This window comes from Streptomyces sp. NPDC046122, from assembly GCF_056429965.1.
This window is the reverse complement of sequence record NZ_JBWKLQ010000003.1, coordinates 69102-95248: the sequence shown is the minus strand read 5'-3', so window position 1 is coordinate 95248 and position 26147 is coordinate 69102. Positions and strand designations below refer to the sequence as shown.

28 protein-coding genes and 1 pseudogene are annotated in these 26147 nt (G+C 71.9%); 20 read left to right on the top strand and 9 right to left on the bottom strand.

Annotated elements, in window-relative coordinates; all coding sequences use genetic code 11:
* Positions 1-115: 115 nt before the first annotated feature.
* Together AC07FK_RS09725 and AC07FK_RS09720 are read left to right on the top strand one after the other, a co-directional pair.
* The gene (locus AC07FK_RS09725; protein WP_479104116.1) at positions 116-589 is read left to right on the top strand and encodes a C40 family peptidase; all 474 of its coding nucleotides are present in this window, start codon (positions 116-118) and stop codon (positions 587-589) included.
* Between the two features lie 107 nt (positions 590-696).
* Positions 697-798: pseudogene (locus tag AC07FK_RS09720) on the top strand (VOC family protein); the annotation flags it as partial.
* Positions 799-1031: 233 nt separating this feature from the next.
* Here AC07FK_RS09720 and AC07FK_RS09715 read toward each other — a convergent pair.
* Positions 1032-1475: an ATP-binding protein gene (locus tag AC07FK_RS09715; RefSeq protein ID WP_479104114.1), complete on the bottom strand. Its 444-nt coding sequence runs from the start codon at positions 1473-1475 to the stop codon at positions 1032-1034.
* A 235-nt stretch (positions 1476-1710) separates the two neighbouring features.
* On the opposite strand from AC07FK_RS09715, the gene AC07FK_RS09710 reads away from it, so the two are divergent.
* On the top strand, positions 1711-2571 hold the full coding sequence (locus tag AC07FK_RS09710) for a helix-turn-helix domain-containing protein (RefSeq protein WP_479104113.1): 861 nt from the start codon (positions 1711-1713) through the stop codon (positions 2569-2571).
* A 9-nt stretch (positions 2572-2580) separates the two neighbouring features.
* The gene (locus tag AC07FK_RS09705; RefSeq protein WP_479104111.1) at positions 2581-2823 is read left to right on the top strand and encodes a DUF397 domain-containing protein; all 243 of its coding nucleotides are present in this window, start codon (positions 2581-2583) and stop codon (positions 2821-2823) included.
* Positions 2824-2835: 12 nt separating this feature from the next.
* Here the strand turns inward: AC07FK_RS09705 and AC07FK_RS09700 are convergent, their stop codons facing one another.
* Complete coding sequence (locus AC07FK_RS09700; protein ID WP_479104109.1) at positions 2836-3984, bottom strand: 8-amino-7-oxononanoate synthase; 1149 nt, start codon at positions 3982-3984, stop codon at positions 2836-2838.
* A 143-nt stretch (positions 3985-4127) separates the two neighbouring features.
* On the opposite strand from AC07FK_RS09700, the gene bioB reads away from it, so the two are divergent.
* From bioB to AC07FK_RS09675, 5 genes are all read left to right on the top strand, one after another.
* On the top strand, positions 4128-5309 hold the full coding sequence (bioB, locus tag AC07FK_RS09695; RefSeq protein ID WP_479104107.1) for a biotin synthase BioB: 1182 nt from the start codon (positions 4128-4130) through the stop codon (positions 5307-5309).
* Positions 5302-6606, top strand: a complete 1305-nt coding sequence (locus AC07FK_RS09690) for an adenosylmethionine--8-amino-7-oxononanoate transaminase (RefSeq protein WP_479104105.1) — start codon at positions 5302-5304, stop codon at positions 6604-6606. The genes bioB and AC07FK_RS09690 overlap by 8 nt, the downstream gene beginning before the upstream one ends.
* A gap of 123 nt (positions 6607-6729) precedes the next feature.
* Positions 6730-7425, top strand: coding sequence for a dethiobiotin synthase (gene bioD / locus AC07FK_RS09685; RefSeq protein WP_479104104.1), 696 nt, complete (start codon positions 6730-6732; stop codon positions 7423-7425).
* Between the two features lie 19 nt (positions 7426-7444).
* Positions 7445-7807 (top strand): VOC family protein, encoded by a 363-nt coding sequence (locus AC07FK_RS09680; RefSeq protein ID WP_479104102.1) that lies wholly within the window; start codon positions 7445-7447, stop codon positions 7805-7807.
* 38 nt (positions 7808-7845) lie between these two features.
* Entirely contained in the window at positions 7846-8523 is a 678-nt protein-coding gene (locus AC07FK_RS09675) for a class I SAM-dependent methyltransferase (protein WP_479104100.1), read from the top strand.
* Between the two features lie 263 nt (positions 8524-8786).
* On the opposite strand, the gene AC07FK_RS09670 is transcribed toward AC07FK_RS09675, so the two are convergent.
* A complete protein-coding gene (locus AC07FK_RS09670) occupies positions 8787-9158 on the bottom strand; it encodes a fic family toxin-antitoxin system, toxin component (RefSeq protein WP_479104099.1) in 372 nt (123 codons plus the stop codon).
* The gene (locus AC07FK_RS09665) at positions 9155-9382 is read right to left on the bottom strand and encodes an antitoxin (RefSeq protein WP_479104098.1); all 228 of its coding nucleotides are present in this window, start codon (positions 9380-9382) and stop codon (positions 9155-9157) included. The genes AC07FK_RS09670 and AC07FK_RS09665 overlap by 4 nt, the downstream gene beginning before the upstream one ends.
* A gap of 90 nt (positions 9383-9472) precedes the next feature.
* Between AC07FK_RS09665 and AC07FK_RS09660 the strand changes: the two genes are divergently transcribed.
* From AC07FK_RS09660 to mug, 6 genes are all read left to right on the top strand, one after another.
* The gene (locus AC07FK_RS09660) at positions 9473-9916 is read left to right on the top strand and encodes a GNAT family N-acetyltransferase (RefSeq protein ID WP_479104096.1); all 444 of its coding nucleotides are present in this window, start codon (positions 9473-9475) and stop codon (positions 9914-9916) included.
* Between the two features lie 176 nt (positions 9917-10092).
* Positions 10093-11532: a hemolysin family protein gene (locus AC07FK_RS09655; RefSeq protein ID WP_479104095.1), complete on the top strand. Its 1440-nt coding sequence runs from the start codon at positions 10093-10095 to the stop codon at positions 11530-11532.
* Positions 11529-12551, top strand: a complete 1023-nt coding sequence (locus AC07FK_RS09650) for a hemolysin family protein (RefSeq protein WP_479104094.1) — start codon at positions 11529-11531, stop codon at positions 12549-12551. Before AC07FK_RS09655 ends, AC07FK_RS09650 begins: the two co-directional genes overlap by 4 nt.
* Positions 12552-12591: 40 nt before the next feature.
* Complete coding sequence (locus AC07FK_RS09645; RefSeq protein WP_479104092.1) at positions 12592-13371, top strand: SGNH/GDSL hydrolase family protein; 780 nt, start codon at positions 12592-12594, stop codon at positions 13369-13371.
* A gap of 71 nt (positions 13372-13442) precedes the next feature.
* Positions 13443-14885, top strand: coding sequence for an adenylosuccinate lyase (purB, locus tag AC07FK_RS09640; protein WP_479104090.1), 1443 nt, complete (start codon positions 13443-13445; stop codon positions 14883-14885).
* A gap of 10 nt (positions 14886-14895) precedes the next feature.
* A complete protein-coding gene (gene mug / locus AC07FK_RS09635) occupies positions 14896-15456 on the top strand; it encodes a G/U mismatch-specific DNA glycosylase (protein ID WP_479104088.1) in 561 nt (186 codons plus the stop codon).
* A 96-nt stretch (positions 15457-15552) separates the two neighbouring features.
* On the opposite strand, the gene AC07FK_RS09630 is transcribed toward mug, so the two are convergent.
* The 3 genes from AC07FK_RS09630 to AC07FK_RS09620 are packed head-to-tail and all read right to left on the bottom strand — an operon-like array spanning position 15553 to position 17703.
* Entirely contained in the window at positions 15553-15990 is a 438-nt protein-coding gene (locus AC07FK_RS09630) for a hypothetical protein (protein WP_479104087.1), read from the bottom strand.
* A gap of 40 nt (positions 15991-16030) precedes the next feature.
* Entirely contained in the window at positions 16031-16768 is a 738-nt protein-coding gene (locus AC07FK_RS09625; RefSeq protein WP_479104085.1) for an ABC transporter permease, read from the bottom strand.
* Between the two features lie 2 nt (positions 16769-16770).
* Positions 16771-17703 carry an ABC transporter ATP-binding protein gene (locus AC07FK_RS09620; RefSeq protein WP_479104083.1) on the bottom strand — a complete coding sequence of 311 codons (933 nt, stop codon included), beginning with the start codon at positions 17701-17703 and terminating at the stop codon, positions 16771-16773.
* Between the two features lie 108 nt (positions 17704-17811).
* Here AC07FK_RS09620 and AC07FK_RS09615 point away from each other — a divergent pair, with 108 nt between their 5' ends.
* From AC07FK_RS09615 to AC07FK_RS09605, 3 genes are all read left to right on the top strand, one after another.
* Positions 17812-19002, top strand: a complete 1191-nt coding sequence (locus AC07FK_RS09615; RefSeq protein WP_479104081.1) for a sensor histidine kinase — start codon at positions 17812-17814, stop codon at positions 19000-19002.
* Positions 19003-19006: 4 nt separating this feature from the next.
* Complete coding sequence (locus AC07FK_RS09610) at positions 19007-19657, top strand: response regulator (protein ID WP_479104079.1); 651 nt, start codon at positions 19007-19009, stop codon at positions 19655-19657.
* A 120-nt stretch (positions 19658-19777) separates the two neighbouring features.
* Positions 19778-20935 (top strand): ROK family transcriptional regulator, encoded by a 1158-nt coding sequence (locus tag AC07FK_RS09605; protein ID WP_479104078.1) that lies wholly within the window; start codon positions 19778-19780, stop codon positions 20933-20935.
* A gap of 462 nt (positions 20936-21397) precedes the next feature.
* On the opposite strand, the gene AC07FK_RS09600 is transcribed toward AC07FK_RS09605, so the two are convergent.
* Both AC07FK_RS09600 and AC07FK_RS09595 read right to left on the bottom strand, forming a co-directional pair.
* Positions 21398-22162 carry a GntR family transcriptional regulator gene (locus AC07FK_RS09600; protein ID WP_479104077.1) on the bottom strand — a complete coding sequence of 255 codons (765 nt, stop codon included), beginning with the start codon at positions 22160-22162 and terminating at the stop codon, positions 21398-21400.
* Positions 22163-22300: 138 nt separating this feature from the next.
* The gene (locus AC07FK_RS09595; protein ID WP_479104075.1) at positions 22301-23182 is read right to left on the bottom strand and encodes an RNA polymerase sigma-70 factor; all 882 of its coding nucleotides are present in this window, start codon (positions 23180-23182) and stop codon (positions 22301-22303) included.
* Positions 23183-23312: 130 nt separating this feature from the next.
* On the opposite strand from AC07FK_RS09595, the gene AC07FK_RS09590 reads away from it, so the two are divergent.
* Together AC07FK_RS09590 and AC07FK_RS09585 are read left to right on the top strand one after the other, a co-directional pair.
* Positions 23313-24143, top strand: a complete 831-nt coding sequence (locus AC07FK_RS09590) for an alpha/beta fold hydrolase (protein WP_479104074.1) — start codon at positions 23313-23315, stop codon at positions 24141-24143.
* A gap of 226 nt (positions 24144-24369) precedes the next feature.
* Positions 24370-26094 carry an alkaline phosphatase D family protein gene (locus AC07FK_RS09585; protein ID WP_479104072.1) on the top strand — a complete coding sequence of 575 codons (1725 nt, stop codon included), beginning with the start codon at positions 24370-24372 and terminating at the stop codon, positions 26092-26094.
* The last annotated feature ends 53 nt before the right edge of the window (positions 26095-26147 follow it).

Genomic DNA, 26147 nt, shown 5'->3' with positions numbered 1-26147 from the left:
CGGGGTGACCGGAGACGGTCGTCCCTCGGGGTGAAGCCGCATCACGTGGCCGGGCATCTTCGCCTGTCCGAACCCGACAGGTCATCCTTCACAGGCGGCTGACGAAGGGTTGCGCATGACCGCGCACAAAAATTTTCCGTCCGTGCTGTCCCGGGCGGGAGCCGCTTCGGCTCTCACCCTCGCCGCGATCGGCGGCACGATGCTGGCGCCGGGGGCCGTCCCCGAGGCACACGCCGCATCGCACCTGACGAAGGCGCTCGATGTCGCCGCGTCGAAGAAGGGCGCTCCGTACAAGTACGGGGCGGCGGGTCCGAGCCGCTTCGACTGCTCCGGGCTGACGCTCTATTCGTACAAGAAGGCCGGCAAGAAGCTGCCGCGCACCGCCCAGTCCCAGTACAACAAGACCCGCCACATCTCCGCCTCGAGCCGCAAGCGCGGAGACCTGGTCTTCTTCCACTCGGGGCGGAGCGTCTACCACGTGGGCATCTACGCGGGGAAGGGCAAGATCTGGCACTCCCCCAAGTCCGGCTCCGTGGTCAAGCTGGAGAAGATCTGGTCGAAGAGCGTCTTGTACGGCCGGGTGCGCTGACGTTCCCGGGCCGACTGTCGGTCCACCGTTGAGGAATCGGCTCCCGGCGACGACGAGGTGCTGATCGAACGGGCCAACCCGGCGCACCTGGACCGCTGTTCGTCCGGGTGCCGGAGGACAAGACCGTGAGGAACCGCGTCCACCTCGACATCCAGCCGCACGGCACTCGGGATGCCGAGGTGGAGCGGCTCACCGCCCTCGGCGCGCGCATCGTCAGCGACCGGCGCGCCGAGGACGGCCTGGGCCGGGTCGTCATGGCCGGCCCGAAGGCAACGAGTTCTGTGGGGAACGGAGCGCGGAGCAGCGGGGGCTCGTCCGACGGGCGGGCCTGCGGGCCCGTGCCGGAAACCGCCGGGGCGGTCGCCGGGGCGTCGAGGCGGCCGTTCCGGAAGGGCGTCGGGGCTGTCTTCGTCGGGACGGCTCCCGGATGGCAAGTCCGCCGCTACGGGCTGACGGGCTGCTGCACGGGCACGGTCCACGGCAGCTCGATCCACACGGTCTTGCCACCCTCCCGGGTGGGCTGGACCGATACCCGCCCCCCGCACTCGGCGGTGAGGGACCGGATGATCACTATGCCGCGCCCGTTGTCCTGCTGGACGGCCGCGGGGAGCCGCCTCGGCCAGCGGGGGTGGCTGTCGGTCACGCCGATGCGCAGGTGCTCGTACCGGTCGAGTCGTACGTCGACGGTGAAGGTCGGCGACTGACCGAAGGTGTGCTGCACGGCGTTGGTGGCCAGCTCCGAAACGATCAGCCGTACGGTTTCGGCGGCGTCGGATCCCGGCGTCATGCCCCACTCGCCGAGAATCTGCGCGACGTATCTCCTCGCGGCGGAGACCGAGGCTGGCTCGCTCGGCAGAGTGACGGATGCTTCCTGGTGGTCTGCCATGGCGACGCGTCCCTTTCCCACCGGGGCCGGACTCCGACTCGTAGCGGATGAACTTCGAGGACGGCCTCGGACTGTGCTTCGCGCCAGAGTGCCACTCACGGTGTCGCACCAGGGCGTGATCCCCCGAGATGTGCATATATCTGTCGCTCGAAGCGGTGAAATCTGGCATGTGACCCCCCATGCGTGCTTCCAGCGGCGCATCCTGGCCCGTTGGGAGGAATGGGAGGAGGCGGACATGCGGCACAGTCCCGCGGTGCGTCGGCGCAAGCTCGGAGAGGAACTGCGCAGACTGCGCGACAAGGCGGGGCTCACCAGTCCCCAGGCCGCCCGCCTGGTCGGGTGGCACCAGTCGAAGGTGAGCAGGATCGAGACCGGGCGCAGCACGGTGAAGCCGTCCGACGTGACCCGGCTGCTCGACGTGTACGGAGTGACGGACCCCCGGCTGCGGGAACTGGTCGACGCGTTGACGGGCCCGTCGGCCGACGCGGGCGGGAAGCACTGGTGGCACGCGTACCGCGGACTGCTGCCGCCCCAGTACCGCGACCTCATCAGTCTGGAGTCGCAGGCGAGTTCGGCACGCACGTTGGAGACCGCGGTGGTGCCGGGGCTGCTCCAGACGCCGGACTACGCGCGGGAGGTGACCCGGGCGGCGCTGGCGGGACTGCCGGCGGCGACGGTGGATTCGCTGGTCGAGGTGCGGACGGCCCGGCAGGAGGTGTTGGGCGCCGCGCGACCGCTGGAGCTGAGCGCGGTGCTGGACGAGGCGGCGCTGCGCCGGCCGGTGGGCGGCCGGCACGTCATGAAGCAGCAGTTACGGCGGCTGCTGGAGGCGGGGGAACTGCCGCACGTCCGACTGCAGGTCCTGCCGTACGAGTCCGGAGCGCACGTTGGGCTCACGGGCTCTTTCATTATCTTCTCCTTTCCGAACATGGCTGATCTGGATGTGGTCGTTATCGACCACTTGACGAGTAGCCTCTATCTCGAACGGAAAGAAGACCTCACGGCGTATGACGCCGCGTTCACCGCGCTTCAGGCACAGGCCCTTTCACCCGAGGAATCATCCGCTCTCATCGCCCGTATCGGTGATGCCCGGTAGGGAGGCACCATGTCCGGACCCCTCGCGCACGTCCCGTCCAGCACGTCCCTGCGCGGAGCCCGGTGGCGGCGCAGCAGCCGCAGCACCGGGATGAACAACTGCGTCGAGACGGCCCGCCTCGACGAGGGCCTGTTGGCCGTGCGCGATTCCAAGCACGTCGCACGGCCCGCCCTGCTCTTCACGGCGGACACGTGGACGTCGTTCCTCTGCGCCGTACGCGACGAGGCGCTCGGGGAGGGGAGTCGGCCGTAGAGCGGCCGGCCGTCAGAAGGCGGCGGCGGGAGCGGTCCGCACGACCGTGGCCACCGCCGTCTCGACCTGCGCGTCCGTCAGGTCCGCGCGTGCGGTGAGCCGGAGCCGGGAGATCCCGTCCGGCACCGACGGCGGGCGGAAGCAGCCCACGACCAGGCCGGCCGCCCGGCAGTCGGCCGCCCACCGCACCGCCTCTTCGGGCGACGGCGCCAGGACCGACACCACGGCCGCGTCGGGGCGTACCGCGGACAGTCCCGCGTCCGTCAGTCCCCGGTGCAGCGACGCGGCGACCGTACGGGCCCGCGCGGCCAGTTCCGGTTCGCCGCGCAGCAGTCGGACGCTCGCCAGTGCGGCGCCCGCGGCGGCCGGTGCGAGACCTGTGTCGAAGATGAACGTACGGGCCGTGTTGACCAGGTGGTCAATGACCCCGGCCGGGCCGAGCACCGCTCCGCCCTGGCTGCCGAGCGACTTGGACAGGGTGAGCGTGGCGACGACGCCGTCCGCGCCCGCCAGGCCCGCCGCGGCCGGCGCTCCCGTGCCGCCCGCGCCGAGGACGCCGAGGCCGTGGGCGTCGTCGACGAGCAGCGCCGCGCCGTGCGCACGGCAGGCGGCGGCGAGCGCGGGAAGGGGCGCCGCGTCGCCGTCCACCGAGAAGACCGAGTCGGTGACGGCGAGAGCGCGGCCGCCGTGCGCGTCGAGCGCCTTGCGCACGGCGTCGGGGTCCGCGTGCGGCACGACGGCGGTGGTGGCGCGCGCGAGCCGGCAGCCGTCGACGATCGAGGCGTGGTTGAGCGCGTCCGAGACGATGAGGGAGCCGTGGCCGCTGAGGGCCGTGAGTGCGGCGAGGTTCGCGGCGTAACCGGAAGAGAGGACGAGGGCGGCCTCGAAGCCGCAGAAATCAGCCAATTCCCGCTCAAGTTCGGCATGCAGTTCGGTGCTGCCCGTGACCAGGCGCGATCCGGTGGCCCCAGCGCCCCAGCGGCGGGCCGCCTCCGCAGCGGCGGCGGTGACCTCCGGCCGGTGCGTCAGCCCGAGGTAGTCGTTGCTCGCGAGGTCCAGCAGGGCGGACTCGGCGGGGCGCGGGCGCAGGGTCCTGACGAGCCCGGCCTTCGCGCGTACCGCCGCCTGCTCGTCGATCCAGTCGAACGGTCCCTGGGGCATGGAAGAGTCCCTTTTGTAGGCAGCCCACAGACACTAGCCGGGCCCGGGCGAGGGCAGGGTGTGGCAATACCCACACCTCGCAAGGCCGCTCTTGTGCGGTTCCTCCTTGGCCGCAGGCGGTGCCGTAGGCCAGGATCGGCACCATGGACCTGCTGAACACGCTGGTGGAGAAGGGGCTGCGGCGCGAGCTGCCGACCCGCGAAGAAGCGCTCGCCGTGCTGGCGACCTCCGACGACGAGCTGCTCGATGTGGTGGCCGCGGCCGGAAAGGTACGCCGCCAGTGGTTCGGACGGCGGGTGAAACTCAACTATCTGGTCAACCTCAAGTCCGGCCTGTGCCCGGAGGACTGTTCGTACTGCTCGCAGCGGCTCGGCTCGAAGGCCGAGATCCTGAAGTACACCTGGCTCAAGCCTGACGAGGCGTCCAAGGCGGCGGCCGCCGGCGTCGCGGGCGGGGCGAAGCGGGTCTGCCTGGTCGCGAGCGGGCGCGGACCGACGGACAAGGACGTCGACCGCGTCTCGAAGACGATCGAGGCGATCAAGGACCAGAACGAGGACGTCGAGGTCTGCGCCTGCCTCGGGCTGCTGTCGGACGGCCAGGCCGAGCGGCTGCGGGCGGCCGGCGCCGACGCGTACAACCACAACCTGAACACCTCCGAGGCGACGTACGGGGCGATCACCAGCACCCACACCTACGCCGACCGTGTGGAGACGGTCCAGCAGGCGCAGGCGGCGGGCATGTCCGCGTGCTCGGGCCTCATCGCGGGCATGGGCGAGAGCGACGCGGACCTCGTGGACGTGGTCTTCGCGCTCCGCGAACTCGACCCCGACTCCGTGCCGGTGAACTTCCTGATCCCGTTCGAGGGGACGCCGCTCGCCAAGGAGTGGAACCTGACGCCGCAGCGGGCGCTGCGCATCCTGGCGATGGTGCGGTTCGTCTGCCCGGACGTGGAGGTACGGCTCGCGGGCGGGCGCGAGGTGCACCTGCGGACCATGCAGCCGCTAGCGCTGCACCTGGTCAACTCGATCTTCCTCGGCGACTACCTGACCAGTGAGGGCCAGGCCGGCCAGGCGGACCTGGAGATGATCGCGGACGCCGGCTTCGAGGTGGAGGGGGCGGAGACGACGACGCTTCCGGAGCACCGCGGCGGTGGCGGCTGCGCCTCCGCGTGCGGCGAGCACAACGAGGAGCACAGCGGTGGCGGCTGCGCCTCGGTGTGCGGTGAGCCGGCCGCGGCGGAGGCCCTGGAGATCCCGGCCGCCCGTACGGACCTGGTGTCCGTGCGCCGGCGGGGCGCCGGAACGGACCTCGCACCCAATGCCTGAGCCGCTGTCCCCGGCCGAGCTGCTCCGGCTCGACCGGGAGCACGTCTGGCATCCGTACGGGCCGATGCCGGGCCGTGCGGAGCCGCTGCTGGTGGAGTCCGCGTCCGGGGTACGGCTGCGCCTGGCCCGGCCGGCCCACGGGCAGGACGAGTTGATCGACGGCATGTCGTCCTGGTGGTCGGCGGTCCACGGCTACAACCACCCCGTCCTCAACGAGGCGGCGCGCGGCCAGCTCGACCGGATGAGCCATGTGATGTTCGGCGGGCTCACGCACGAGCCGGCCGTGCGCCTGGCCGCGAAGCTGGTGGAGATCACGCCCGAGCCGCTGCGGCACGTGTTCCTGGCCGACTCCGGTTCGGTGTCGGTCGAGGTCGCGGTCAAGATGTGCCTCCAGTACTGGCGGTCGGTGGGCCGGCCGGGCAAGCAGCGACTGCTGACCTGGCGCGGCGGCTACCACGGGGACACGTGGCAGCCGATGGCGGTGTGCGACCCCCAGGGCGGCATGCACGAGCTGTGGCAGGGACTGCTGCCGCGCCAGATCTTCGCGGACGCGCCGCCGGCGGAGTACGACGAGGCGTACGCCGGTCATCTGCGCGCGCTGATCGCCCGCCACGCGGACGAACTGGCCGCCGTCATCGTGGAACCGGTGGTGCAGGGCGCGGGCGGGATGCGGTTCCACTCCCCCGCGTACCTGCGGGTGCTGCGTGAGGCGTGCGACGAGCACGGAGTCCTGCTGATCTTCGACGAGATCGCGACGGGCTTCGGCCGAACGGGGGCGCTCTTCGCCTCGGAGCACGCGTCGGTCTCGCCCGACGTGCTGTGCCTGGGCAAGGCGCTGACCGGCGGCTACCTGACGATGTCGGCGACGCTGTGCACCTCCGAGGTGGCCGACGGGATCTCGCGCGGCGAACTGCCGGTCCTGGCCCACGGCCCGACCTTCATGGGCAACCCGCTGGCGTCGGCGGTGGCCTGCGCCTCGATCGAGCTGCTGCTCGGCCAGGACTGGCGGAGCGAGGTCAAGCGCATCGAGGCGGGGCTGGGCGAGGGTCTCGCGGAGGTGGCGGAGCTGCCGGGCGTTCGCGACGTACGCGTGCTGGGGGCGATCGGCGTCGTACAGCTGGCGCGCCCGCTCGACGAGAACGCCATGGTCACGGTGACGGAGGCCGCGGTCCGCGAGGGCGTGTGGCTGCGCCCGTTCCGCGATTTGATCTACACGATGCCGCCGTACGTCACCGACGACGCCGACCTGGGCCGCATCTGCGCGGCGGTGCGGGCGGCGGCGACGGCAGGCGCGTAGCCGGGTCGTTCTCCGCCCCGCCTCTTCCAGGGCGACGTACGCCCGGTCCGCGCAGGGGTGGGGCGGAGAAGACCCCGCGCACAGACACGAACCCGTACCCATTACCGCAGGAGCAGAGACCGCATGGCCGTCATCGTCGTCAGTGGCACCGGCACCGAGATCGGCAAGACCGTCGTGACGGCGGCAGTCGCGGCCGTCGCGCGGACCCGGGGCCGTACCGTGGCCGTGCTCAAGCCCGCTCAGACCGGGCTCGCCCCGGGCGAGCCGGGGGACGCGGCCGAGGTCGTGCGGCTCGCGGGCGACGGCGTCACGGGGGTCGAACTGGCCCGGTTCCCCGAGCCGCTGGCGCCGAACACAGCCGCCCGCCGCGCGGGTCTGGCCCCCGTGCGCGCGCACGACGTCGCCGCGGCGGCGGCGGAGCTGGCCGAAAAGCACGACCTCGTACTCGTCGAGGGCGCCGGCGGCCTCCTCGTCCGCTTCGACGACGACGGTGCCACCCTCGCCGACGCCGCGCGTCTCCTCGATGCACCGGTGCTCGTGGTCACCCCCGCCGGCCTCGGCACGCTCAACTCGACGGCGCTGACCGCCGAGGCCCTGCGCGCCCGGGGCATCGACATGCTCGGGGTCGTCATCGGCAGCTGGCCCGGCAGCCCCGGCCTCGCCGAACGCTGCAACGTGACCGATCTGCCCGAGGCGGCCGGCGGGGCTCCCCTGCTCGGCGCCGTCCCGGAGGGCGCGGGCGCCCTCGCGCCCTCCGACTTCCGCAGCGGCGCCCCTGCGTGGCTCGCGCCGGCGCTGGGCGGGACCTGGACCCCGTAACGGCCGTAGGGTCCTCGTCATGCGAGCACGTATCGACGAAATCGTCTTCGACTGCGCGGAACCCGCCGTACTGGTCCGCTTCTGGGCCGCTCTGCTGGGGGGCGAACCGGTCGACCGGAGTCCGGACTGGTCGTACGTCGACCCGCCGGACTGGACCCGCGTCGCCTTCCAGCGCGTACCGGAGGGGAAGGCGGCCAAGAACCGGCTGCATCTCGACCTCGACGCGGGCGACATCGGCGCCGCGACGGCCGAGGCGGAGCGTCTCGGCGCGACAAGAATTGGTCACATCGTCGAGGACACACACGGGTCCTTCCAGGTGCTGCTGGACCCGGAGGGCAACGAGTTCTGCTTCGTGCGAAGCGTGAGCCGCCCGGCGGGGTAAGTATCGCGGTACGTACGCCCACCGGAGGAGGGTCCGCGATGCCCCAACGCCGCAGCAAGGTGCCCCGGGACGCCGTGCACCACCCGCTCTTCGCGCGCTTCTGGGCGCGCTTCAGCGTGGCGGCCGATCTGAGAGGCGGGGTGGCCGCGTACCGCGACGAACTGCTGGCCGGGCTGTCGGGCCGGGTCATCGAGATCGGCGCGGGCAACGGGCTGAACTTCGCGCACTACCCGTCGGCCGTCTCGGAAGTCGTGGCCGTCGAACCGGAGCGCAGCCTGCGCCGGCTGGCGGTGGAGGCGGCGCTGGAATCCGGCGTTCCGGTGGACGTGGTGCCGGGCGCGGCGGAGGCGCTGCCGGTGAAGAGCGAGGCGTTCGACGCGGCGGTCGTCTCCCTGGTGCTGTGCAGCGTACGGGACGTGCCGCGCGCCCTGTCCGAGATCAGGCGCGTCCTGCGGCCCGGCGGTGAGCTGCGCTTCTTCGAGCACGGCCGGGGCGGGGGCCGGGCCATGGTGACGGCCCAGCGAGTGCTGGACCGGACCGTGTGGCCGGTCCTGTTCGGCGGGTGCCACACCGCGCGCGACCCGCTCGCGGGCATCACGGCGGCGGGATTCGACCTCGGCGCGTACCGGCGGCTTTCCGTGCCCGAGAACGGTCCGCGCCTGCCGTCGTCGCCCTGCGTGCTGGGGGTGGCGCACCGGCAGCGGGCCGAGGGCTGAGGTCCGGGCGGAGTGCGGTGGGGTCTGCGCCGGCCGCGCCGGCTGCACGCCGGGAGGAAGAAGAACGGGCGGGCCGGGGTGCTGAGCGCTCGGCCGGGTGTCGCTGTCCTCGCGGCGCTGAAAGCCGGCCGGCCCGGGTGTTGCTCCCGGCCCGGCGCCGGTGTGCGCACGCTGCGGTCAGCGGGGCACCGCTGTGCGCAGGCTGCCGCTGAGCCGGGCGCCGCTGTGCGCACCGGTGAGCCGGGGCGCGGAGGTGCGCCTGCTCAAAGGCTCCACTGCCGCAGCTCGTCCGCGATCACGTGGACGTCCGTCTTGCCCTCCTTCACGAGTCGCGCCAGGTCCCTCACCTGCTCGGGCGAGGTCACGACCTTGAGCCCACAGGCGACGAGATAGCCGTACGCCACGGCCGAGGCGAACATCGCGTTCGAACGCTCCAGCGCCGGCACGTGCAGCAGCAACTGGAGCAGCGCGGCGGCCCGGGCGGCCGGATCGCTGTAGACGGGGATGCCGAATATCTCGGCCTCGTGCCGGGCCACGGCGGCGACGAGCGCGCCCCAGTCGACGACCTGCGGGTCGCCCGGGGTCTTGTGTTCCGCGATCATGAGGAGCCAGGCGAGATCGATCCTCAGACTCAACGCTTGCCTTCGCGCTCCGTGCCGAACTCCTCCGCGAAGACGGATTCGTACTGCTTCATGAAGTCGGACGCGGCCTCGACGAACGTACGGCCCACCTCCCCGGCGTCCTGCCGGACCAGCTCCTCGATGTAGCGGTTCACGCTCATCCCCCGCTGGAGGGCGCGCCGGCGCGCCGCCTCCGCGGTGGACTCGTCCACCCGTACGTTCAGCTGAGTCTTTGCCACACCGCCAAGCTAGCGCGGCAGCGCTAGCACCGGCAAGGGGAGCCTGAACCCGGTCGACGCCCCCGGCCGGCAGATGGTGTGATGCCGGGCATGGACGATCTTCGGATACGGGCCGCGACGCCCGACGACCTCGACGCGGTGCTGGCCTTCTGGAAGGACGCCGCCGAGGGCACGAGCATCAGCGACGACCGTGCGGGGGTGGAGCGGCTCGTCGCCCGCGACCCCGACGCGCTGCTCCTGGCCGAGCTGGCGGCCGACGGCGGCGGGCACGCCGAGCTCGTCGGCACGGTGATCGCGGGCTTCGACGGCTGGCGCTGCCATCTGTACCGCCTGGCCGTGCGTCCGGACCGCCGGCGGCTCGGCATCGGCTCCGCCCTCCTCGCCGCGGCGGAGGAACGTTTCAGGGCGCTGGGCGGGCGGCGCGGCGACGCGATGGTCCTGCGGGAGAACGAGCGGGCGCACCACGCGTGGCGGGCCGCCGGATACGCCCCCGAGCCGCAGTGGCGGCGGTGGGTCAAGCCGCTCGTGGAGTGAACGCGGTCGGGCCGAGCGGCCGGACGGACCTCCGCGGCGACCGGACGGCCCCTTACGATGGGCGGATCATTCGCCCCCTTTGAAAGGTGTGAGCGTCCGCCCATGGGCGAGCCTCCCCGCAGTCGACGTCGCGCGTTCCTTTCCGCCCCGCCCGGCCACGGGACGGGGGTGAACCGATGACCGAAGTCCTTCTGCTCGCCGTGGCCGTGCTGCTCTCGCTCGCCTGCGGCGCCTTCGTCGCGGCGGAGTTCTCGCTGACCACGATCGAGCGCGGAGAACTCGAACGCGCCGTGGAGCGCGGCGAGCGCGGCGCTGCGAGCGCCCTGAAGGCCGTACGCAGCCTTACGTTCCAGCTCTCCGGCGCCCAGCTCGGCATCACCGTGACCAACCTGCTCGTCGGCATGCTCGCCGAGCCCTCCATCGGCAAGCTGATCCGCGGACCGCTCCAGGCCCTCGGCCTGTCCCCCGCGGCCTCGTCGTCAGTGGCGCTGGTCATCGGTACGGCGCTGTCCACCGTCGTCCTGATGGTCGTGGGCGAGCTGGTGCCGAAGAACTGGGCGATCTCCTCGCCGCTGGGCGTGGCGAAGGTCGTGGCCGCCCCGCAGCGGATCTTCAGCCTTGCCTTCCGCCCGCTGATCAGCCACCTCAACGGCTCGGCGAACCGGATCGTACGGCGCTTCGGCATGGAGCCGGCGGAGGAACTGGCGTCGGCCCGCAGCCCGCAGGAACTGGTCGCCCTGGCGCGTCACTCCGCGCGGGAGGGCGCGCTGGAGGCCGACACGGCGGAGCTGTTCGTACGGACGCTGAACCTCGCCGAGCTGAACGCGCAGAACGTGATGACGCCGCGCGTGCAGGTCACCGCGCTTGATGTGCAGGCCACCGCGGAGGACGTCGCGAACGCGACGCGCGCCACCGGACTGTCGCGCTTCCCGGTCTACCGGGGCAGCCTCGACTCGGTCGTCGGCATCGCGCACATCAAGGACGTACTGACCGTGCCCGCCGAGCGCAGGCCGTCGTATCCCGTCTCCTCGCTGCTGCGCGATCCCCTGCTCGTACCGGAGTCGCTGACCGTGGACCGTCTCCTCGACCGGCTGTCTGGCAAGCAGACCATGGCCGTCGTCATCGACGAGTACGGCGGCACGGCAGGCGTCGTGACGCTGGAGGACATCGTCGAGGAGGTCGTCGGCGAGGTGCGCGACGAGCACGATCCGCACGAGACGCCGGACCTCGCCCCGGCGGGTGAGGACGCCGACGGGCGTGAGCTGTGGTCGGCGGACGGCGCGGCGCGGACGGACCAGCTGGAGCGGGTCGGGCTGCGGCTGCACGAAGGCCCGTACGAGACGCTCGCCGGGCTGGTCGCGCACGAACTGGGCCGGATTCCGGTCGTCGGTGACCGCATCGAACTGGCCGGGTGGCGACTGGACGTGGTGGACGCGGCGGGGCGGCGCGCGGCGCGGGTGCTGATGCACGCGCCGCCGCCGGACCACTCGGAGGACGGCGGAGGTTCGGGCGGCCCGAGTGGTTACGGCCATGGGTGCGGAGCCGGAGCCGGGGCCGGGTCCGGTGCACGGTCCGGTCACGGGTCCGGGTCCGAGGAAGAGGAGGCCGGGCGATGACCGCGGTCCAACTGCTCATCGGTCTGCTCACGCTGGTCGTCAACGCCTTCTTCGTCGGCGCGGAGTTCGCCCTGATCTCCGTACGCCGCAGCCAGATCGAGCCGGAGGCGGAGGACGGGAACCGGCGGGCGCGCAGCGTCCTGTGGGGACTCGAGCACGTGGCGGCGCTTCTCGCGGCGGCCCAACTGGGCATCACGCTGTGCACGCTGGTGCTCGGCGTGGTCGCCGAACCGGCCATCGCGCACCTGCTGGAACCGCTCTTCCACGCCGTCGGTGTGCCGGACGGGCTGACGCACCCGATCTCGTTCGTCATCGCGCTGGCCGCGGCGACGTATCTGCACATGCTGTTCGGCGAGATGGTGCCGAAGAACGTCGCACTGGCCGAGCCGGTCAGGATCGCTCTGCTGCTGGGACCGCCGCTGGTGGCGCTCACCCGGGCGCTGCGGCCGGTGATCTTCGCGATCAACGCGTTCGCCAACGGGCTGCTCAAGCTGCTGCGCGTGGAGGTCAAGAGCGAGGTGTCCGCGACGTTCACGGACGACGAACTGGCGCGGCTGGTCACGGACGCCGGCCACGCCGGTCTGCTCGACGACCGGGCGGCCGAGCGGCTGCACGACGCCCTGGAACTGGGCCGGCGCCCGGTCGCGGACGTGGTCATGCCGGTGGAGCGTGTGGTGTTCGCCCAGATGGGGACGACGCCGGAGGATCTGGAGCGGCTGTCGGCCGAGTCGGGCTTCTCCCGCTTCCCGGTGCTGGAGGGCCTGCGGATCCTGGGCTACCTGCACGTCAAGGACGCGCTGGACGCCGCGCCGCGCAACGTGCCGTTCCCGGTATCCGCGCTCCGGCCGATCGCCCGGGTTCGGGCGGTCACGCCGCTCGACGACGTGCTGACGGCGATGCGGCGCAGCCGGACGCACCTGGCCGCGGTACTGGGCGAGGACGGGAATCCGGCGGGCCTCGTCACCATGGAGGACGTGCTCCGCGAGCTCGTGGGGAGGCCGGACCAGAGGCAGCCCTGAACTTCTGGTCCCGCAGGCCCCGGGATACGATCGCTCCGCCATGGAACTGAATGCCACATACACCAGTCTCGTCGCGGTCGGCGACTCGTTCACAGAAGGCATGTCGGACGGCCTGCCCGACGGCTCGTACCGGGGCTGGGCGGATCTGCTCGCGGCACGCCTCGCCGCGAGCACACCCGGTTTCCATTACGCGAACCTAGCCGTACGCGGCAAGCTGATCGGCCAGATCGTCGCCGAGCAGGTGGATGTCGCGGCTGCGATGCGGGCGGATGTCGTGACGCTGGTGGGCGGCCTGAACGACACCCTCCGGCCGAAGGTCGACATGGGCAGGGTGTGCGGACTCCTCGAAGAGGCGGCCGGAAAGCTGGCGCCCTCCTGCAAGCAGCTGGTGCTGATGCGCAGCCCCGGCCGCAACGGCCCGGTGATGCAGCGCTTCCGCCCGCGCATGGAGATGCTGTTCGACTTCATCGACGTGCTCGCCGCGCGGCACGGGGCCCTGGTGGTGGACCTGTACGGCGCCGCGGTGCTCGGCGACCCCCGGCTGTGGCACGTCGACCGGCTGCATCTGACGGCGGAGGGACACCGGCGGGTCGCCGAGGCGGTGTGGCAGGCCCTGGGCTTCGCGGCCGAGGAGGACTGGCAGGCTCCGCTCGCCCCGGGCGTCCTACCGGGGTGGGCGGCGCGGCGCGGGAGCGACCTGCGGTTCGCGCGCGAGCACCTGGTGCCGTGGATCGGGCGGCGCGTCACCGGCCGCTCCTCGGGCGACGGGCGGCCGGCCAAACGCCCCGACCTGCTGCCGTACGACATTCCCCGGCCGTAGCACCTCTCGTAGCAAGCCACAAAGGGGACCGCGGCGCTGGCCTGCACAAACCGCCAGTAGAATCTGGTCACGTGACTGCTGCTCCTGCGAAGCCTCGCATCCCCAATGTCCTGGCCGGCCGCTACGCCTCCGCGCAACTCGCCGTCCTGTGGTCCCCCGAGCAGAAGGTGAGGCTGGAGCGCCAGCTGTGGCTCGCGGTGCTCCGTGCCCAGAAGGACCTCGGCATCGAGGTGCCCGCCGAGGCCGTCTCCGACTACGAGCGCGTACTCGACCAGGTCGACCTCGCGTCGATCGCCGAGCGCGAGAAGGTCACGCGCCACGACGTGAAGGCGCGGATCGAGGAGTTCAACGCGCTCGCGGGGCACGAGCAGGTCCACAAGGGCATGACATCCCGCGACCTGACCGAGAACGTGGAGCAGCTGCAGATCCGGCTCTCGCTGGAACTGATGCGCGACCGCACGGTCGCCGTGCTGGCCCGTCTCGGCAAGCTGTCCGGTGAGTACGCGGAGCTCGTCATGGCGGGCCGCTCGCACAACGTCGCGGCCCAGGCCACGACGCTCGGCAAGCGCTTCGCGACGGCGGCCGACGAGCTGCTGGTGGCGTACGGACGCCTGGAGGAGCTGCTCGGCCGCTACCCCCTGCGCGGCATCAAGGGCCCGGTCGGCACGGCCCAGGACATGCTGGACCTGCTCGGCGGCGACGCCGGGAAGCTGGCGGACCTGGAGCAGCGGATCGCCGTCCACCTCGGCTTCTCGCAGGCCTTCACCTCGGTGGGTCAGGTCTACCCGCGCTCCCTCGACTACGAGGTCGTCACCGCGCTGGTGCAGCTGGCGGGCGCTCCTTCCTCCGTGGCCAAGACCATCCGGCTGATGGCCGGCCACGAGCTGGTGACCGAGGGCTTCAAGCCCGGCCAGGTCGGCTCGTCCGCGATGCCGCACAAGATGAACACCCGCTCCTGCGAGCGTGTGAACGGCCTCATGGTGATCCTGCGCGGCTACGCCTCGATGACGGGCGAGCTGGCGGGCGACCAGTGGAACGAGGGCGACGTGTCCTGCTCGGTGGTGCGCCGTGTCGCCCTGCCCGACGCGTTCTTCGCCTTCGACGGCCTTCTGGAGACCTTCCTCACGGTGCTCGACGAGTTCGGCGCCTTCCCGGCCGTCGTGGCCCGCGAACTCGACCGCTACCTCCCCTTCCTCGCCACGACGAAGGTGCTCATGGCCTCGGTGCGGGCCGGAGTCGGGCGCGAGCTCGCGCACGAGGCCATCAAGGAGAACGCCGTCGCCTCGGCGCTGGCGATGCGTGAGCAGGGCGCCGAGCGCAACGAGCTGCTGGACAAGCTCGCGGCCGATGAGCGCATCCCGCTGGACCGCGCGCAGCTGGACGAGCTGATGGCCGACAAGCTGTCGTTCACCGGGGCGGCGGCGCAGCAGGTCGGTTCCGTGGTCTCCCGCATCGAGGAGATCGTCAAGCAGCACCCCGACGCCGCCGGGTACACCCCCGGGTCGATCCTCTGATCCGCGCGGCATGACACCCGAAGAGCTCCTGGCCGCCCGTGACCGCCGCGTCCCCGATGTGGTCACGGGTGGCCTGCGGGTGCTCTTCTGCGGCATCAACCCCGGGCTGATGTCGGCCGCCACCGGCCACCACTTCGCCCGTCCCGGCAACCGCTTCTGGCCGGTGCTCCACCTCTCGGGCTTCACCCCCCGCCGGCTGAAGCCGTCGGAGCAGGACGAACTCCTCTCCTACGGTCTCGGCATCACCAATGTGGTGGCCAGGGCGAGCGCACGGGCCGACGAGATAAGCGACGAGGAGTTCCGCGAAGGCGGTCGCATTCTGACGGAGAAGGTGGAACTGCTCCGGCCGAAGTGGCTCGCGGTGGTGGGCATCACCGCCTACCGCACGGCGTTCGGCGAGCGGAAGGCGACGGTCGGGCCGCAGGAGCGGACGATCGGCGAGACCCGGGTCTGGGTCCTGCCGAACCCCAGCGGACTGAACGCCCACTGGACCGCACAGACCATGGCCGAGGAGTTCGCCCGGCTGCGGACCGCGTCCGAGGCCGCCCGGGACACGGAAGCCGGGAGCTAGCGGCCCAGCCGCTGCCTGCGGTGCCGGCGCGCCGGGCGACGGCCGCCAGGCATCGGCCGCCAGGCCGAGGAGCTGCGGCGACTCCGGCATCCGCGCCTACGGCGGATCAATGTCGGTGACGACCACCGCCAGCTCGTACGCCGGCCCCTCGTCCTCGAGCGCGAGTCCCACGGCGACCCACCTGCCGTCGGTCCGCCAGATGTGCAGTCTGTCGAACCCCGCGCTCGCCTCGTCCCAGGGCGCCGGTATGTCCTCTCCTCCGATGCTCCGTTCCAGCACGCTCCAGAGGCTGAACACCTGCGGCTCGCCCCACCTCGCGCCCAGCACGGCCACCAGCGCGTCGTGCTCGGCCACGCACTGCTCCCGTGCCTCCAGACAATTCGCGGCGTCCTCGTCCTCCGGCTCGCCCGCGGCGATCAGTTCCGCCGTGTGATAGCCGGGTCCGCTGAAGCCGGTGTCCGACCTGCCGCGCCGAGCCGGAAACTCCCGTGCGCGCAGCACGTCTATGAGGGCGAGATACCGTGCGGTGCTCATGTCGTCAGTAAACCTCCCGGCACTGACAACTGGCCTTCTGTCAGGCGTCGCGACGCCGCAGCGCCCACCATCCGGCGAGCACCGCCGCCACTGCCCAGGCGGCGGTGACCGCCAGACCCGTCCACGGTCCCAGGCTCCCGGGCGGTTCCTGCTGGATCACCAACTGCCCCGCCCGGTCCGGAAGGTAGGTGGCGGCCCCTTCCGCGACGTCCCCGATCACGAACGAGACGATCAGGATGAAGGGTATGAGCAGGCTCAGTACGGCGACTCCGCTGCGGAGCAGCGTGGCCAGGCCGGCCGCGAAGAGAGCCATCAGCGCCAGATAGATGCCGGAGCCGACGCAGGCGCGCAGTGCGCCCGGATCACCGAGCCCTATGGCGTGCTCCCCCATGAAGGCCTGGCCTGCCAGGAACGCTGTGAACCCGGTGCCCGTCCCCACGACCAGCGTCGGGCCGGCCACGAGCGCCATCTTGGCGGCGTAGAAGCGGCGCCGTTCGGGTACGGCGGCGAGCGACGTCCGCAGTGCGCCGTTCACGTACTCCGAGGAGACCACCAGCGTGCCGAACGCTATGGCCGCGATCTGGCCGAAGTTCAAGGCGTAGAAGGCGCCGAAGACAGGGTCGAAGTCCGCCGTGCCGGCCTCCGCCTGTCCCACCGTGGCGCTCACGAGCACGGTGATCGCGACGGTGACGGCGAAGACAGCTCCCAGAGAGCCGGTGAGCGAGCGCATGGACCGGATCTTGAGCCACTCGGAGTGCAGGGCAGCGGTAGTGGGCATGGTCAGGCCTCCTGCGGTGTGGTGGGGGAAGCGGACGCGAACTGCGTCTCGGTGGCCGTGAGATCGAGGTAGGCCTGCTCCAGTGAGGTCTGCTCGTCCGAGAGTTCGAGGATCGTGATGCCTGCCCGGGCCGCTGTCGCGCCGATCGCCCCGGCCTTGGCGCCGTCCACGCTCCAGCGCCCGTCCTCGAGCGGCTCAAGTGCGTGACCCGTGCGGGCGAGTGCGGCGCGCAGCCGGTCCGGCTCGGTGGTCCGCAGCAGGACCCTGGGCCGGCTGCGCGCTTCAAGGAACTCCCGCACGGGTGTGTCGGCCAGCAACCTGCCCCGGCCGAGCACGACCAGGTGGTCGGCGAACGAGGAGGTCTCGTTCATCAAGTGGCTGGAGACGAGCACCGTGCGGCCCTCGCGGGCCAGCCTCTTCAACAGTTCACGGATCCAGACGATGCCCTCCGGGTCGAGACCGTTCGACGGCTCGTCGAGCATCACCACCGGCGGGTCGCCGAGCAGTGCCGCGGCGACGCCGAGGCGCTGGCGCATGCCGAGCGAGAACGTCTTGATCCGTCGCCCCGCGACCGCCGCCAGACCGGCCTCCTCCAGCACTTGGTCGACGCGGCGCACCGCTATGCGGTTGGTCGCCGCGAGAACGCGCAGATGGTCGCGGGCGGTGCGGGACCCGTGCGCCGACTGGGCGTCGAGCAGCGCACCCACCTGGCGCAACGGTTCCTGAATCTCCGCGTATCGCCGCCCTCCGACGGTGGCGGAGCCGGACGTGGGCCGGTCAAGACCGAGCACGAGGCGCATGGTGGTGGACTTGCCGGCGCCGTTGGGGCCGAGGAAGCCGGTGACCCGGCCGGGCCTCACGCTGAACGTGAGACGGTCCACGGCGCGTGTGGTGCCGTACTCCTTGGTGAGCTCTTGGACGTCGATGCTGTTCATGGCTCCAGGCTGGCCTCGGCGGCACCGCCTGGTCCTCCCCCGTCCGAGGGGATCGGCTCCCCCGCGCGGGGGAGCCGTCGCCGCCACCGGCCCTGAAACGATGACGTCATGCGCCACTCCGTATCGCGACTCCTGCGCCCCTTGACCCGGCCGGTCACCTACACCCGCTGGGTGCATCTGTGGATCGCCGTGGTGGTGATCGGCCTGTGGATGTTCATCGACACGTCACACCTGTACGTACCCGTGGTGCTGGTCGGACTGGCCGGCCTGGTCCCCTGGGTCCGGCTGGTGGAAGGCGTTCAGGCCCGGTTGCTGCTCCTGCCTGACGGTGACGGCCAGGATGACGCGGCCATCGTCGCGGCGCCTTCGTCGTCGTGGGCCGACCGCTGGCGCACCGTCGTGTGGCTCGAGGCACGGCTGGTGCTGGGGTGTGTGGTGGCCCTGCTCACCGGCCAGTTGCCGATGACCTCGGTCGACCTCGTCGTCATGGCGGGCGGCGGTGCCGTCGACGAGTCCATATTTCTGGGTTCCATGACGGGGGGCCACTGGTGGTACGCCCTGCTGTCCCCGTTGCCGTTGGTCGTTCTGCTGGCCGTCGTCGTGGGCGCCGGCGAGCTGATCACGTTCATCGCCCGGCGCCTGCTGGGGCCGTCCCCGGCCGACCGGCTCACCATGCTCGAACAGCGCACCGAGCAACTCCTGGAGCGCAACCGCATCGCTCGCGAGCTGCACGACTCGATCGGGCACGCCCTGACCGTGGCCGTGGTGCAGGCGGGCGCCGCCCGCGCCGCGAACAGCGCGGAGTTCACCGAACGCGCTCTGGTGGCCATCGAGGAGACCGGCCGGGCGGCACTGGAGGACCTGGAGCGCGTCCTGCTCGTCCTGCGGGAATCGGGGCGTTCCCCCGGGGCCGGCCCGACTCTCGCCGAGGCCGGCCGGCTGCTGGAGTCCGCTCGGGCGTCCGGCGCGAAGGTGGACGCGGACCTGTCCGGTCCGCTGGAGGGCATCGCCGGACCTGTGTCGCGAGAGGGGTACCGCATCCTCCAGGAATCGCTCACCAACGTGCTGCGGCACAGCGGCCCGGTCCCGGTCCGGGTACGCATAGCGGTTCTCGCGGGCCGCCTCGAACTGGACGTGATCAGCCCGCTCAACGGTTCCGGGCCGACGACGAGCGTCGACGGCAACGGCCTGCGCGGTATACGGGAGCGGGCCGCTCTGCTCGGCGGCGAGGCGCACGCGGGGCCGCACGAGGGCGAGTGGTGGGTGTACGTGAGGCTGCCGCTTGACGGCCTACGCTGAGCGGATGCCGGTTACCGTTCTCCTGGTCGACGACGAGCCCCTTGTCCGCGCGGGTCTGCGCGCCGTCTTGGAGGCGCAGCCCGACATCAGCGTCGTCGGGGAGGCGGCCGACGGGGCCGCGGTGATTCCGCTCGTGCGCCAACTGCGGCCGGACGTCGTGGCGATGGATGTGCGGATGCCGCTGATGGACGGCATCGAGGCGACCCGGGCCGTGCTCCGCACCGTGCAGGCTCCGCCGAAGATCCTGGTCGTCACGACGTTCGAGAACGACGAGTACGTCTACGAGGCGCTGCGCGCCGGGGCGGACGGCTTCCTTCTGAAGCGCTCGCGGCCCGCTGAGATCGTGCACGCCGTCCGCCTCGTCGCCGAGGGCGAGTCGCTGCTCTTTCCCGCCGCGGTCCGCGCCCTGGCCGCCGAATACGGCAGCAGCCCGGCCCGCGAGGCCATGGACCGGGCCGCGCTCACAGAACGAGAGGCCGCAGTGCTGCGGCTGATGGCCCGGGGCCTGTCCAACGCGGAGATCGCCGCGCGCCTCGTCGTGGGGACCGAGACGGTGAAGACGCACGTCAGCGCCGTGCTCGCCAAGCTCGGCGCCCGGGACCGCACCCAAGCCGTGATCGCCGCCTACGAGTCCGGCTTCGTCACGCCCCGGTAGGTGCTCCCGGCGCTGCGCGGTGGCGGTGCGGGAGGCCGACGCGGTGGGACCGCTCTCGCCGCGTTACCGACCAGCGAGTACGATCCGGCAGAACAAGCGCGCGAGCTGGGAGGACACACCGTGGGGCGGTTGACCGGCGGGGACCCCTCTCTGTTGCGGCGCATCAACTCCGCGGTGGTGCTGCACGCACTACGCGGCGCGGATTCGCCCACCCTCACCGATTTGACGCGGGTGACCGGACTGTCCCGGCCCACGGTCGAGGGGGTCGTCGAGGGGCTCATGGAGACCGGGCTCGTCGTCGAGGCCCCGCCCGAGGAGGGCGAGGCGCGGCGGCAGGGGCGGCCGGCCCGGAGGTTTCGGTTCCGCGCCGAGGCCGGGCACCTGATGGGCGTCGAAATCGGTCCGCACCGGATCGCCGCTCTACTGTCGGGCCTGGACGGCCGGGTCATCGGCGCCGGTTCACGCACGGTGTCCGAGACCGCCTCGGCCGACGAGCGGCTCGACCGGGTACGTGCCATGGTGGCGGACGTCCTGCGCCGCACCGGCGTGCCGCGCAGCTCGCTGCGCGCCGTCGGGGTCGGGACCCCGGGCATCGTGGAAGCCGACGGCACCGTACGGCTGGGCACGGCGCTCCCCGACTGGACCGGGCTGCCGCTCGGTGAGCGGTTGCGCCGCTCCTTCCGCTGCCCCGTGCTCGTGGAGAACGACGCCAACGCGGCGGCGGTCGCCGAGCACTGGAAGGGCTCCGCCGTCGACTCGGACGACATCGTGTTCGTCCTGGCAGGGCTCAGCCCCGGTGCGGGTTCACTGATCGGCGGGCGGTTGCACCGCGGGTTCGGCGGCGCGGCAGGTGAGATCGGCGCGTTGCACCTGCTGGGCCGCGAGGTCACACCGGAGATGCTGCTGTCGACGACGGACGAGCCGGTGCTCCCGCTGGACGAGCAAGCCGTCGCCACCGTCTTCCGGCGCGCCAGGCAGGGTGACCGCGCCGCGCGGGAGGCGGTCGAGCGGTTCATCCAGCGGTTGGTGCACGACGTGGCGGCGCTGGTTCTGGCGCTCGATCCGGAACTGGTGGTGATCGGCGGATGGGCAGCTGGCATCGACGGCGTACTGGAGCCGCTGCGCGGCGAGTTGGCACGGTACTGTCTGCGCCCGCCGCAGGTTGCCCTGTCCCTGCTCGGTGAGGCGGCCGTGGCGACCGGTGCGCTGCGCCTCGCGCTCGACCATGTCGAGGAGCAGCTCTTCGCTGTCGAGGGAACGGTGACGGCCCGCCGCTGAGCGCGACGGGCCGGGCGTGCGACGTGCGGTGCCGTAACGGCGGGTCGGGCGTGTGCGACGTGCGGTGCCGTTGCGGTCGGCCCGGCCTGGGAGGAGTTCGTGGCTGCGCCGGGCGTGCCGTACGACCCGCAGTACCGAGCCGGCCGGGCAGTGCGGTACGACCGCACCGTGCCCTGCCTGCCTGCGTGCGGCGGGCCGTACCGTGAGGTGCCGGTTCGTCACACTGTGCCGTCCACGTGCCGCGATGGAATGCCCACCGTGCCGTGCCGTGCCGTACGGCGTACCGCGCCTCGTACGGTGGCCGTTCGAGAAACCGCGCCGTACGACTGGCCACGACGTACGACGGGCTGCGACCCGACGCGCGCTGTACCGCGCCGCTTCGAGGACCCTGCCGCGTTGGAGCCCGCATCGTACGACGGACCGTGCCGTAACACCTGCGCGCCCTGCCGTCCGGCGGCCCGGTCAGGAGGCCTGGCGTTCCTGGCCGTGGTGGCTGATCTCGAGGTCGCCGGAGTCGCCGAACGTGAGCCGGCAGGTGTCCGCCCGGTAGGTGGCCACGGAGACGGCGGCCGTCCGGCCCTCGGCGAAGTAGCGCGTGGTGACGACGAGGACGGGCGCGCCCGGCAGCCGGTCGAGTTCCTTCGCGTCGTCCGCGCGGGCCGAGCCGAGTTCCACGGCGCGGTCCTGGCCGTCCATCGCGAGGCGCTGCAGTTCCCGCAGTACAGCCCGCGCGCGGGCCGGGCCCGAGGGCGCTTCGATGGCGGCGAGGTCCGGTACGGACGACACCGGTACGTAGATCAGTTCGGCGGCGACCGGCTGGCCGTGGCTCACGCGGATCCGGCGCACGGTGTGCACCTCGTCCCCCGTGCCGCCGTCGAGCATGCGGGCCACCGCGGCGGGCGCGGCGGCGCCGACGCAGTCGACGGGCTGCCACGAGTCGCCGGCCGCGCCGGGCCAGCCGTGCTGCGAGGCGCCCACGTCCACGCCGACGCGCGGCGGGGCGACGGTGGTGCCCACGCCGCGACGGCGCTGCAACCGGCCTTCCAGCTCCAACTGTTCGAGCGCCTGACGGAGAGTGGCGCGCGCGACGCCGAAGCGCGCCGCGAGCTCACGCTCGTTGGGCAGGATCTCACCGACCGCGAAATCGGAGTCGAGTGCCTCGCTGAGCACGGTCTTGAGGTGCCAGTACTTCGGCTCAGGCACCGTATCGAGCTGCGTGGTCCCCACCCTGATCCTCCGCAATCGGCCTGGTCCCCGGGCGAGTTTCCGCGCCCTTGTTTATTAAAGGTTCCTGCACTAACTCTGCGACCATAAGTCCGGCGTCTGGCTTGGTCAAGACCAATCGACGCGGTGCGAGCGCCGCCCTTATGGGGCGAGCGTGTTGAGTTTGTCGGGGTTTCGAACGATGTAGACGCACTGAATGAGGCCGTCCACGACATCCACCTGGAAGACGGCGTCGGGCTTTCCACCGGACAGGACGAGCAGGGCGGGCCCGCCGTTGAGCTCCAGAAAGCGGAACTCGCTGTCGGGCACGGGCTGCCGGGCCGCCCCGAACAGGAAGCGGCCCACCTTGTCGGCGCTCTCGATGACCCGCACCGGCGCCTTGGCCTTGCCGCCGCTGTCGGCGACCAGCCTGACGTCCGGCGCGAGCAGCCGGAGCAGCGCGTCGAGGTCCCCTCCCGACGCGGCGGCCAGGAACCGCTGAGTCAGGTCCTGCCGTACCGCGGGGTCCACGTCGAACCGCGGCCTGCGTTCCCCGACGTGCCTCCGGGCGCGTCCCGCGAGCTGCCGCACGGCAGCTTCCGAGCGTTCCAGGGTGGCCGCGATCTCCTGGTACGGGAAGCCGAACGCCTCCCGCAGCACGAACACCGCGCGCTCCAGCGGCGACAGCGACTCCAGAACGACGAGGACCGCGAGCGAGACGGACTCGGCGAGCAGCACGCGCTCCGCGGTGTCCTCGACGGTCGCGCCGAAGTCGGTCTCGAGCGGCTCCGGCAGCCACGGTCCGACGTACGCCTCGCGCCGCGCCTGTACGTGTCGCAACCGGTCGACGGCGAGCCGGGTGGTGATCCGTACCAGGTAGGGCCGTGGTTCCCGTACGTCGTCGCGCGCCTGGGCCGACCAGCGCAGCCACGCCTCCTGCACGACGTCCTCGGCGTCGGCCACCCGGCCGAGCATCCGGTACGCCACTCCGGTCAGCAGGGGGCGGTGCTCTTCGAAGACCTCGGTCAGGGTGTCTGCGGTCACCGTTCCATCCCAGCACATCGAGGAAGACGGCCGAACGCCGGAGCCGAACAACCTCTTGAACTCCAGTCTACTGGGCGGTAGTTATTGCTGACGCATTGTCTAGCGACACCCCCACCCAGGGAGCAGCAGCATGGCCGCACAGGTCTCCTTCAGCGTCGAGTCCCCCACGGGCAGCCACACCCTCTCCGTCGCGTACGAGCGCAGGGGCGCCGGCGAACCGCTCCTGCTGCTGCACGGGATCGGCCATCACTGGCAGGCCTGGGAGCCCGTGATGTCGGCGCTGGCCGCCGAACGCGACGTGATCGCCGTGGACCTTCCCGGGTTCGGCCGCTCGACCGCGCTCCCCCACGGTTTCGCGTACGACCTGGCGACGGTCGTTCCCGTACTGGGTTCCCTGTGCGAGGCACTGGGCGTCGAGCGCCCCCACGTCGCCGGGAACTCCCTCGGCGGCCTGCTGGCCCTGAAACTGGGCCGGGAGAAGCTCGTACGGTCGGTCACGGCGCTGTCACCGGCCGGTTTCTGGACGGAGAGCGAGCGCCGCTACGCCTTCGGCACGCTCCGGGGGATGCGGCTGGGGGCGCGGACGCTGCCGACGCCGGTCGTCGAGCGCCTGGCGCGAACGGCCGCCGGCCGGACGGCGCTCACCAGCACCATCTACGCGCGGCCGGGGTGGCGTACACCGGAGGCCGTCGTCGCGGAGACACTGGCGCTGCGGGATGCGACCGGATTCGCCGAGACGCTCTCGGCCGGCCGCTCCGTGCTGTTCACCGACGACGTGCCGGACATCCCGGTGACGGTCGCCTGGGGCAGCCGCGACCGGTTGCTGCTGCGCCGCCAGGGGGTCAGGGCCAAGCAGGCGATCCCCGGCGCACGGCTGGTCAGGCTGCCCGGTTGCGGGCACGTTCCGATGAACGACGATCCCGCGCTGGTGGCCCGGGTCATCCTCGACACGAGCAGCTGATACGACGCGGAGGCGTCCCCTCGGACAGGCAGACGGAAGCGCCCCGGGTCACGCCCCCGGCGTGACCCACGCGCGCGTACGGCGCGAGGGGCCGGCCATGACGGAGGGTGCCGGCCTGTTCCCCGGAACGACGGCCGGTTGTTCACTTGTGGTTCGTGTGATCGCCGCGGCCGGGGACCAGGCATGGCGTCGCACACCGGAACACACCGTCACTGGAGGCTCCTTGATGCCGTACCGCCGACCGCAGAGCAGCACGGAACGCCCCGGGGAGAGCCGCACGGAACCCAGCACAGAGAGCCGCACGGAAAACCGCGCCGGGACCCCCGCGGAGAGCCGGCCGGAGAACCCGGCGCCGAGCCAGTCCCCCGACCGGCGCACCCTCCTGCGCGGCTCCCTGGCCGCCTCGGCCGCGCTCGCCCTGCCCGCCTTCGCCGGGGGCGCGACGGCGGCGGCAGCCCCGGGCCAGGCGCTCTCCGGGCGCCCGCGCGCCGCCTGGGGCGTGCAGACGGGCGACGTCACGTCGTCTTCGGGTCTGGTGTGGGTACGGTCCGACCGCCCCGCCCGGATGATCGTGGAGACGTCCGCGACGGAGTCCTTCCGTTGCCCGCGCAGATGGCACGGCCCCCTGCTCGGCCCCGGAACGGACTTCACGGGAACGACGGCGCTGCGCGGACTGCCCTCCGGCGAGCAGGTGCACTACCGGGTGATCCTCGCCGATCCCGACGATCCCCGGCGCACCGGGGAGCCGTTCCTGGGAACGTTCCGTACGGCGTCCGCGAAGCGACGCGACGGGGTGCGCTTCCTGTGGTCCGGTGACATCGCGGGGCAGGGCTGGGGCATCAACCCGGACATCGGCGGCTACCGCGTGTACGAGGAGATGCGCCGGCTGGACCCCGACTTCTTCCTGTGCAGCGGAGACACCATCTACGCGGACGGCGTCGTGAAGCCGTCCGTGACGCTGCCGGACGGTCGGATCTGGCGCAACATCACCACGCCGGAGAAGTCGAAGGTCGCCGAGACGCTGGACGAGTTCCGCGGGAACTTCCGCTACAACCTGCTGGACGGGAACGTACGCCGTTTCAACGCGCAGGTCCCCTCGATCGTGCAGTGGGACGACCATGAGGTGCGCAACAACTGGTACCCCGGCCAGATCCTCGACGACGCCCGCTACACCGAGAAGAACGTCGACGTGCTCGCGGCGCGCTCGATGCGGGCGTTCGGCGAGTACTTCCCGGTTTCGACGCTTCCCGCGCGCGGGCGCGGGGAGGGCCGCGAGGACAACGGGCGGATCTACCGGGTGGTCCGGCAGGGCCCTCTGCTCGACGTCTTCGTGCTCGACATGCGCACGTACCGCAACGCCAACTCGCCCGGCCGGCAGCCCGACGACGCGACCGGGATCCTCGGCGCGGAGCAGCTCGCCTGGCTGAAGCGCGAGCTGTCGCGCTCCCGCGCCGTGTGGAAGGTGATCGCGTCCGACATGCCGCTGGGGATCGTCGTCCCGGACGGTGCTGCGAACTTCGAGGCGGTCGCGCAGGGCGACCCGGGAGCGCCGCTGGGCAGGGAGCTCCAGATCGCGGAGCTGCTGCGTCACATCAAGCACGCGCGTATCACCGGCACGGTGTGGCTCACCGCCGACGTGCACTACACGTCGGCCCAGCACTACGACCCCTCCCGTGCGGCGTTCAAGGACTTCGCGCCGTTCTGGGAGTTCGTCTCCGGGCCGCTGGCCGCCGGCGGCTTCCCGGCGGGCCGGCTCGACGCCACATACGGCCCGGACCAGGTCTTCGTACAGGCGCCGACGCGGGCCAACGTGTCGCCCATGGAGTCGCCGCAGTACTTCGGCGAAGTCGAGATCGACGGAGGCAGCGGCGAACTGACGGTGCGCCTGCGCGCCGAGGGAGGCGTGGTGTTGTTCAGCAAGGTGCTTCAGCCGGGCCGGGTGGGACTCTGAAGTGGTTGAAAATGAGCCTTAATTGCCCAGAAGCACACTTAACCCATCAGTCA